The organism is Diaphorobacter sp. LR2014-1 (assembly GCF_002916785.1).
Classification (GTDB): Bacteria; Pseudomonadota; Gammaproteobacteria; order Burkholderiales; family Burkholderiaceae_C; genus Diaphorobacter; species Diaphorobacter nitroreducens.
Genome location: NZ_MTBE01000062.1, coordinates 1 through 8,705 on the forward strand (window position 1 = coordinate 1; position 8,705 = coordinate 8,705).

General features: G+C 68.1%; 6 protein-coding genes and 1 pseudogene. 4 read left to right on the forward strand and 3 right to left on the reverse strand.

The window, feature by feature from the left end; genetic code table 11:
• Window positions 1-112: 112 nt before the first annotated feature.
• The 3 genes from tnpA to xdhA all read right to left on the reverse strand — a co-directional run bounded on the left by tnpA (window position 113) and on the right by xdhA (window position 4,622).
• Window positions 113-544 carry an IS200/IS605 family transposase gene (tnpA, locus tag BV908_RS21200; protein ID WP_026437438.1) on the reverse strand — a complete coding sequence of 144 codons (432 nt, stop codon included), beginning with the start codon at window positions 542-544 and terminating at the stop codon, window positions 113-115.
• Between the two features lie 152 nt (window positions 545-696).
• The gene (gene xdhB / locus BV908_RS21205; protein ID WP_246867572.1) at window positions 697-3,012 is read right to left on the reverse strand and encodes a xanthine dehydrogenase molybdopterin binding subunit; all 2,316 of its coding nucleotides are present in this window, start codon (window positions 3,010-3,012) and stop codon (window positions 697-699) included.
• Between the two features lie 86 nt (window positions 3,013-3,098).
• A complete protein-coding gene (xdhA, locus tag BV908_RS21210) occupies window positions 3,099-4,622 on the reverse strand; it encodes a xanthine dehydrogenase small subunit (protein WP_103739155.1) in 1,524 nt (507 codons plus the stop codon).
• Between the two features lie 180 nt (window positions 4,623-4,802).
• Between xdhA and BV908_RS21215 the strand changes: the two genes are divergently transcribed.
• From BV908_RS21215 to BV908_RS21230, 4 genes and pseudogenes are all read left to right on the forward strand, one after another.
• Window positions 4,803-6,404, forward strand: coding sequence for an ABC transporter ATP-binding protein (locus BV908_RS21215; protein WP_103739156.1), 1,602 nt, complete (start codon window positions 4,803-4,805; stop codon window positions 6,402-6,404).
• Entirely contained in the window at window positions 6,391-7,464 is a 1,074-nt protein-coding gene (locus BV908_RS21220; RefSeq protein ID WP_103739157.1) for an ABC transporter permease, read from the forward strand. The genes BV908_RS21215 and BV908_RS21220 overlap by 14 nt, the downstream gene beginning before the upstream one ends.
• Window positions 7,464-8,384, forward strand: a complete 921-nt coding sequence (locus BV908_RS21225; RefSeq protein WP_015913827.1) for an ABC transporter permease — start codon at window positions 7,464-7,466, stop codon at window positions 8,382-8,384. Before BV908_RS21220 ends, BV908_RS21225 begins: the two co-directional genes overlap by 1 nt.
• Window positions 8,385-8,527: 143 nt before the next feature.
• A pseudogene (locus BV908_RS21230) lies at window positions 8,528-8,705 on the forward strand (IS5/IS1182 family transposase); the annotation flags it as partial.

Below are 8,705 nucleotides of genomic sequence, written 5' to 3' on the forward strand. Positions count from 1 at the left end.
GGTAACCATCCCCCGGCAAAGCCGGGGGCATTCGGGATGTGAGCCGCTCAAAGCGGCTGTAAGGGGTCGCTAACGCGGCCCCTCATTCTTGGGGCCACCTATCGGTGGCTACTCACCTCCATAGACCGAGTTGGTCCAACCTCTCGTCTTCCTTCTCCTGGTTTCGGATGTACTCCCGTATCACCGCTTCGTCGCGTCCCACCGTCGAGACGAAGTACCCTCGCGCCCAGAAGTGCTGACCCACGAAGTTGCGCTTTCGCTCTCCGTACACCCGCGCAAGGTGGATTGCGCTCTTGCCTTTGATAAAGCCCACCACCTGCGACACCGAGTACTTCGGTGGGATCGACAGCATCATGTGCACGTGATCGGGCATCAGATGCCCCTCTTCAACCCTGCATTCCTTTTGCGCGGCCAACTTTCTGAATACCTCACCCAGGTGTTCGCGTAGCTGCTTGTACAGCGTTCGCCTTCGACACTTGGGGATGAAGACCACGTGATATTTGCAATCCCAGGCCGTGTGACTCAAACTTTCATACTTGTCCATCGTGTTTCTTCCTTTCGTTTGCTTGGCGGCTCACGATTGAAAGTCTCTACGGTGGACAACCTCCTGAAAAGTCAAACTTCTACTGCCTCCCCGGCAGAGCCGGGGGGCCTCCTTTTGGTAGCTAGGCTGGCATGGCCGCACACGGCGGCGGGTTACTCCAGCCGCCCGAGCGCGCGCAGCACGTTCTCTGCCGTGGCGGGCGCGGTCAGTTGCACGGGTGCGCGCGCATCGCCGCCGCCGTCCCCCCGGGCCGCAGCGATTGCATTGCGCAGTGCTTCGTACACGCTGATGGCCAGCATGAACGGCGGCTCGCCCACGGCCTTGCTGCCGCCCACGTTGTCCTCGCGGTTGGGCTGGTGCCACAGCTGCACGCGCAGGTGCTCGGGCACGTCGCCCGTGGCGGGGATCTTGTAGGTGCTGGGGGCGTGCGTGGCCAGGCGTCCTTCGTCGTTCCACACCAGTTGCTCGGTGGTAAGCCACCCCATGCCCTGCACGAAACCGCCCTCGATCTGGCCGAGGTCGATGGCCGGGTTGATGCTGTGGCCCACGTCGTGCAGGATGTCCACGGACAGCACGCGGCTCTCGCCGGTGTGGGTGTCGATGGCCACCTCGGTGCAGGCGGCGCCATAGGCGAAGTAGTAGAAGGGCCGGCCGGTGAGCGTGGTCTTGTCGTAGTGGATCTTGGGCGTGCGGTAAAAGCCGTCGCTCCACAGCTGGATGCGGTTGGCGTAGGCCTCCTTCACCACGTCCTCCCAGCGCCGCGTGCGCTTGGGGGATATGACCTGCCCACCCGCGAAGCGGATGGCGCCCGCGCCGCAGCCGTCCAGCCCGCAGACGAACGCCGCCAGGTTGTCGCGCACATGGCGCGCCGCGAACTGCGCGGCGCGGCCGTTCAGGTCGGTGCCGCTGCTGGCGGCGGTGGCGCTGGCGTTGGGCACCTTGGCGGTGTCGCTGGCGGTGACCAGCACGCGGGAGAGGGGCACGCCCAGCTCATCGGCCACGATCTGCGCCACCTTGGTGTGCAGGCCCTGGCCCATCTCGGTGCCACCGTGGTTCACCTGCACGCTGCCGTCGGTGTACACGTGCACCAGCGCTCCAGCTTGGTTGAACAGCGTGGCCGTGAAGCTGATGCCGAACTTCACCGGCGTCAGGCCCAAGCCGCGCTTGAGCACGGGGTTCGCGGAATTCCATGTCGAAATGGCCTCCTGCCGTTGCCTGTAAAGCGCGGACTGCTCCAATTGCGGTAGCAAATCGTGCAGGATGTTGTCCTCCACGGTCATCTGGTAGTGGGTCACGTTGCGTTCGTGCAGCCCGTAGAGGTTGGCCAGGCGCACGTCCAGCGCGTCCCGGCCCAGGGCGCGGGCGATGTCGCCCAGGATGGTCTCGATGGCGATCACCCCCTGCGGCCCGCCAAAGCCGCGGAACGCGGTATGGCTCTGGGTGTGCGTCTTGCAGCGGTACGAGGCGATTTCCACATGCTCCAGGAAGTACGCGTTGTCGCAGTGGAACACCGCGCGGTCGGCCACGGGGCCCGACAGATCGGCGCTGAAGCCGCAGTTGGCGGCCATCATCAGTTTGAGGCCGGTGATGCGCCCGGCGTCGTCAAAGCCCACGTCCCATTCGTAGGCGAAGGGGTGGCGCTTGCCGGTGACCATGAAGTCGTCGTCGCGGTCCAGGCGCAGCTTGACTGGCCGGCCGAACTTGTGCGCCGCCAGCGCCGCCCACACGGCCAGGTGGCCGGCCTGCGTTTCCTTGCCGCCAAAGCCGCCGCCCATGCGCCGGCACTCCACGCGCACCGCGTGGCTGTCGATGCCCAGCGCATGCGCCACCCAGTGCTGCACCTCGCCGGGGTGCTGGGTGCTGGAGTGGATCAGCCACTGCCCCTGTTCCTGCGGCAGGGCATAGGCGATCTGACCCTCCAGATAGAAATGCTCCTGCCCGCCGACTTCCAGACGCCCCTGCAGGCGGTGCGGCGCCTGCGCCAGCGCCTGGGCCGCGTCGCCCCGGCGCACGTGCACGGGCGGTAGAACATAGCTCTCGGCGGCCAAGGCGTCCTGTACGGTGAGGATGGCGGGCAGGGCGGTGATGCTCAGCTTCACCTGCCGCGCCGCGCGCCGCGCCTGCATCACCGAATCGGCCACCACCAGGCCGATCACCTGGCCGATGTGTTGCACCGTAGCCTGCGCGAACACCGGCTCATCATGGGCGAACGCCGCCAGTACCGGATCGCCCGGAATGTCCTGTGCCAGCACCACGCCGTGCACGCCCGCGAGCTGCAGCGCGGCTTGCGTGTCCACGCTTTCCAGCCGCCCGTGCGCCACGGTGCTGAGGATGGGGGCGGCGTAGAACGTGCCCTTTACCTCGGGCAGGTCGTCGATGTAGTGGGCGCTGCCCGCCACCTGTGCACGTGCGCTCTCGTGCGCGTGGGGCTGGCCCATGGCGGGCTGGCCCATGGCGGGCTGGCCCATGGCGGGCTGGCCCATCGCGGGCTGGGTCATGGCCGGTGGGTTGCCAGCGGCCGCGCGGCCAGTGGGAGCGTGGTCGTCATCGCGCTTCATGGCGTGGCCTCCAGCGTCAGGGGTTGCAGGCGCTCCAGCGCTGGGGTTTCCGCACCGCCGCGGGTCTCGCGCCAAAAGCGGCGCACCAGCGCGCCTAGCACTTCACGGCGATAGGCGCCGCTCGCGCGCATGTCGCTGATGGGGTTGAATTCGGCCTGCAGCACGGCGGCGGCGCGCTCCGCCGTTGCGGCGGTCCAGGGCTGGCCGGTCAGCGCAGCCTCGGTCTGGCGGGCGCGTGCCGGGGTGGCGGCCACGCCGCCCGCGCCGATGCGCGCCTGGGTGATGGTCTGCCCTTCGATGCGCAGCTGGATGGCCAGGCACACGGCAGAGATGTCGTCGTCGAAGCGCTTGGAGACTTTGTAGGCCGCCAGCCGCTGGTCCGCCAGCCCCTGGTCCGGCGTGGGCAGAGGTAGGTGGATGAAGGTGAGCAGCTCGTCTGCCGCCAACTGGTTCTGCCGGTAGCCGGTGTAGAAATCCTCCAGGGGCATGCGCCGGCTGCCGCGCGTGCTGGCCAGCTCCACCTGCGCCCCCAGCGCGATCAGCAGCGGCATCGAGTCGCCAATGGGCGAGCCGTTGGCCACGTTGCCCCCCAGCGTGCCGCTGTTGCGCACCGGCAGACCCGCAAAGCGCGCGGCAAAGCGGTGCAGTTGCGGCCAGCGGGCCTGCAGCGCAGAGAAGGCATCGGTGAGCGATACGGCCGCGCCCAGCGTGAGCTGGCCGTCGTGCTCGACCACGCCGGTCAGTTCCGCGGCGCGCGTCACGTCCAACAGGCGCGGGAAGCGGCGGTGCTGCTTGGTGATCCACAGGCCCAGGTCGGTGGCGCCGGCCACCAGTTGCGCGTCGGGGTGGGCGGCGCGCGCGGCCAGCAGATCAGGGAGCGTGGCCGGCGAGATATAAGAGAAATCGGCCTCTAGCGCTTGCGGGGCAAGCGCGAGTAGCTCCAATTGCTGTAGCAATGCGGTTTCGTCCACCTGCACGCGCGGCAGTTGCTGCATCTGCTGTGCGGCATCCAGGATGGGGCGGTAGCCCGTGCAGCGGCACAGGTTGCCCGACAGTGCCTCGGCCGCCTGCGCGCGCGTGATGCCTCGGTTCTGGCAGACCTCGTTCTGGTACAGGCCGAACAGGCTCATGGCAAAACCCGGCGTGCAAAACCCGCATTGCGAGCCGTGGCATTGGACCAGCGCCTCCTGCACGGGATGCAGTGCGCTGCCCTTTGGGCCGGACGCGGGCCGGATCAGCGGGTCGTGCGCCAGGTCCTCCACCGTCCACAGCGCCATGCCGTCGATGGAATGGGCCAGGCGGATGCAGCTGTTGACGGCCTGGTAGTGCATGCGGCCCTGGCGCGCCTCGCCCAGCACCACGGTGCAGGCGCCGCAGTCGCCTTCGCCGCAGCCCTCCTTGGTGCCGGTGGCGCCCAGGTCCTCGCGCAGAATCTCCAGCAGGGTGCGGTCGGGCGCGATGCCGTGCAACTGCACGGTGCGGCCGCGGCGGACGAAGCGTATGGGGCGGGGCGTTGTCATGTACCCAAGGGTATGCCGCAGGCGCCGGCTTGACCATAGGGCGGTACACACAACCCCGCCGGCGTGGTTGGTGGCCGACGGTTTGCTATAAAAAAAGTAGCTGCTGGCGCCCGGTGGGTCGGCGCTGCATGCTGTTTTGATTCCAGGCAGCCGTCCAAAAAACTAGGAGACAATCGCAGGATGAATCCCTCACCCCCTTCTGCCCCCGCCACCGGCGCGCCGCGGCTGCAGCTGACGGGCATCACCAAGCGATACCCGGCCGTGGTGGCCAACGATGGCGTATCGCTCACGGTGCAGCCCGGCGAGGTGCATGCGGTGCTGGGCGAGAACGGCGCCGGCAAGTCCACGCTGATGAAGATCATCTACGGCGCCGTGAAGCCCGACGAGGGCCAGATGCTGTTCGACGGCCGCCCCGTGCAGGTGCGCAATCCGCAGGAGGCGCGCCAGCTGGGCATTGCCATGGTGTTCCAGCATTTCAGCCTGTTCGACACCCTGACCGTGGCCGAGAACGTCTGGCTGGGCCAGGACAAGAGCGTGCCGCTGGCCGAGGTGGAGCGCCGCATCCGTGCCACGGCCTCCGAGTACGGCCTGGGTATCGACCCGCTGCGGCCCGTGCACACGCTCTCCGTGGGCGAGATGCAGCGCGTGGAGATCATCCGCGCGCTGCTCACGCAGCCCAAGCTGCTGATCTTGGACGAACCCACTTCGGTGCTCACGCCGCAGGCGGTGGACAAGCTCTTCGTGGTACTCAAGCAATTGGCCAGCGAGGGCTGCAGCATTCTCTACATCAGCCACAAGCTGCACGAAATCCGCGCGCTGTGCACGGCCTGCACGGTGATGCGCGGCGGGGTGGTCACGGGCGTGTGCGACCCTTCGCAGGAGTCCAACGCGTCGCTGTCGCGCATGATGATCGGCGCCGAGCCGCCGGCCCTGGCGCACCGTGAGGTGACCACGGGCGGGGTGATGCTGCGCGCCAGTTCCTTGAGCCTGCCGGCGGCCGACCCCTTCGGCGTGCCGCTCATCGACATCGACCTGGAGGTGCGCGCGGGCGAGGTGGTGGGCATTGCCGGCATCTCGGGCAATGGGCAGAAAGAGTTGCTCTACGCCCTGTCGGGCGAGGACCAGCGCGCCGCGCCCGCCATGGTGCAGGTGGCGGGGCCGCAGGGGCTGGTGCCCGTCGGCCGCATGAACCCACGCCAGCGCCGCGCGCTGGGCCTGCACTTCGTGCCCGAAGAGCGCCTGGGCCGCGGCGCCGTGCCCAGCATGGGGCTGGCGCACAACCTGCTGCTGACCCGCACCGATGCGGTGGGCGCTTTCGGCTGGCTGCGCATGGGGCAACTGCAGGCGCAGGCGCGCGCCATCATCGCGCGCTTTCAGGTCAAGGCGGGCGGGCCGAATGCGGCGGCCAAGTCGCTGTCGGGCGGCAACCTGCAGAAATTCATCGTGGGGCGCGAGATCGACGCCGGCCCGCGTCTGCTCATCGTCTCGCAGCCCACCTGGGGCGTGGACGTGGGCGCGGCCGCGCAGATCCGCGGCGAGATATTGAAGCTGCGCGACCAGGGCTGTGGCGTGCTGGTGCTCAGCGAGGAGTTGGACGAATTGTTTGAAATCTGTGACCGGCTGCACGTGCTGGCCAAGGGGCATCTGTCGCCGTCCGTGCCACGCGCCGAGGCGACGGTGGAGCGCATCGGCGAATGGATGAGCGGCCTGTGGCACGCCGAGGTGCAGGCGCACCTGCGCGCGACCAGCGCACCCGAGGAGGCCGGCCATGCTCAAGCTTGAGGCGCGCCCCGAGGCGTCGCGCCTGTTCGTTTTTGGCTCGCCGCTGCTTGCGCTGGCGATCACGGTGCTGATCGGCGTGCTGCTGTTTGCGGCCCTGGGCAAGGACCCGGTGCGCGGGCTGCAGGTGTTCTTCTGGGAGCCGATCAAGTCGCCCTATGCGTTGGGCGAATTGGCGGTGAAAGCCACCCCGTTGCTGCTCATCGCGCTGGGACTGGCGGTGTGTTTTCGCTCCAATGTCTGGAACATTGGCGCGGAGGGGCAGTTCGTGATCGGCGCCGTGGCTGCGGGCGGCGTGGCACTGCTGGCCGACAAGGCCACCGGTCCGTGGATCGTGCCTGTCATCCTGGTTGCCGGAGTGCTGGGGGGCATGGCGTGGGCGGGCATCACGGCGCTGCTGCGCGACCGCTTCAATGCCAACGAAATCCTGGTCAGCCTGATGCTGGTGTACGTGGCCACGCTGTTGCTGGGCTACCTCGTGTATGGGCCGTGGAAGGACCCGATGGGCTTCAACTTCCCGCAGACCAAGATGTTCGAGCCCGTCACGCAGATGCCCAAGCTGTTCACGGGCTCGCGCGTGACCATCGGGCTGCCGCTGGCGCTGCTGGGTGCGGCGCTGCTGTGGGTGTTTCTGTTCCGCATGCGCGCGGGCTTCGCGCTGCAGGTGGGCGGGCTGGCGCCGGCGGCGGCGCGCTACGCGGGCTTTTCGTCGCGGCGCGCGCTGTGGACGGCGCTGCTGATCTCCGGCGGCCTGGCGGGCCTGGCGGGGGCGCTGGAAGTGGCCGGACCCATCGGCCAGCTCACGCCGTATGTACCGGCGGGCTATGGTTTTGCGGCCATCATCGTGGCCTTCGTAGGGCGGCTGCATCCGGTGGGCATGGTGCTGTCGGCGCTGCTGATGAGCATGTTCTACATCGGCGGCGAACTGGCGCAGTCGCGCATGGGGTTGCCGAAGTCCCTCACGGGCGTGTTCCAGGGCCTGCTGCTGTTCACGCTGCTGGCGTGTGACACCTTGATTGCCTACCGCGTGCGGTGGGTGGGTGCCAGGGGAGGGCGCGCGTGATGGAATCGTACGCATTGCTGCTGGGCAGCACGCTGAGCGCCGGCACGGTGCTGGCCATCGCCGCGCTGGGCCTGCTGATCAACGAGAAGGCCGGCATCGTCAACCTGGGGGCCGAGGGCATGATGCTGTGCGCGGCCATTGCCGCGTTTGCCACCGTGGTGCACACGGGCAGCTTCACGCTGGGGCTGCTCGCGGGCATGGCGGCCGGCGCGGTGCTGGCGGCGCTGTTCGGCGTGCTGGTGATCTGGTTCAACACCAACCAGTACGCCACCGGCCTGGCCCTGAGCCTGTTCGGCGTGGGCTTCTCGGCCTTCGTGGGCATCGGCTATGTGCAGGCCAAGCTGCCGGACACGCCCAAGTTCGCCTGGCCGGTGTTGGGCGATCTGCCGGTGGTGGGCCAGGCGCTGTTCAGGTTGCACCCGCTGGTCTATCTGACCGTGGTGCTGGTCGCGCTCATGGTGTGGTTCCTCTACCGCACGCGCGCCGGCCTGGTGCTGCGCTCGGTCGGCGAGTCGCCCGAATCCGCCCACGCGCTGGGCTACCCCGTGCGCGGCATTCGCCTGGGAGCCGTGGCGGCGGGCGGTGCGCTGTGCGGGCTGGCGGGCGCCTACATCTCCACCGTGTACACGCCGCTGTGGGTGGAGGGCATGGTGGCCGGGCGCGGCTGGATCGCGCTGGCGCTGACCACTTTCGCCACCTGGCGGCCCGCGCGCGTGCTGCTGGGCGCCTACCTGTTCGGCGGCGTGACCATGCTGCAGTTCCACCTGCAGGCCACGGGCGTGCAGGTGGCCAGCCAGTTGCTGTCCATGCTGCCCTACGTGGCGACCATCGTGGTGCTGGTCCTCATTTCGCGCAACCCGGCCTGGATTCGTGCGAACATGCCGGCCGCGCTCGGAAAGCCGTTCCATCCGGGCAGCTGACCCCGTTTTCCATCCATAAAACCCATCGCAATGAACGTACTGAACAAACGATCCCTTTTAACAGGCCGTTGAAAAATCCCCCGCCGACGCCCGCGTTGGCCGCTACGATCTGAAGCCATCGGTGAACGACCCAGACGAGGACGATGAGAGGCAGTCAAGATTTCCAGGGGGCGATGTTCAGCTACATCAGCCTTGAAGAGCGCGTGCCGCAGGCACACCCGCTGCGCAAGTTGCGCGCGGTGGTTGATGCGCTGCTGGCAACCATGAACCGCGAGTTCGAAGCGGTGTACGCCCGCCGTGGCCGCCCATCGGTGCCACCGG

Coding starts and splice junctions, on each gene's coding strand:
- tnpA (WP_026437438.1), bottom strand. CDS start 544: ATGGACAAGTATGAAAGTTTGAGTCACACGGCCTGGGATTGCAAATAT.
- xdhB (WP_246867572.1), bottom strand. CDS start 3,012: ATGGGCCAGCCCGCCATGGGCCAGCCCGCCATGGGCCAGCCCCACGCG.
- xdhA (WP_103739155.1), bottom strand. CDS start 4,622: ATGACAACGCCCCGCCCCATACGCTTCGTCCGCCGCGGCCGCACCGTG.
- BV908_RS21215 (WP_103739156.1), top strand. CDS start 4,803: ATGAATCCCTCACCCCCTTCTGCCCCCGCCACCGGCGCGCCGCGGCTG.
- BV908_RS21220 (WP_103739157.1), top strand. CDS start 6,391: ATGCTCAAGCTTGAGGCGCGCCCCGAGGCGTCGCGCCTGTTCGTTTTT.
- BV908_RS21225 (WP_015913827.1), top strand. CDS start 7,464: ATGGAATCGTACGCATTGCTGCTGGGCAGCACGCTGAGCGCCGGCACG.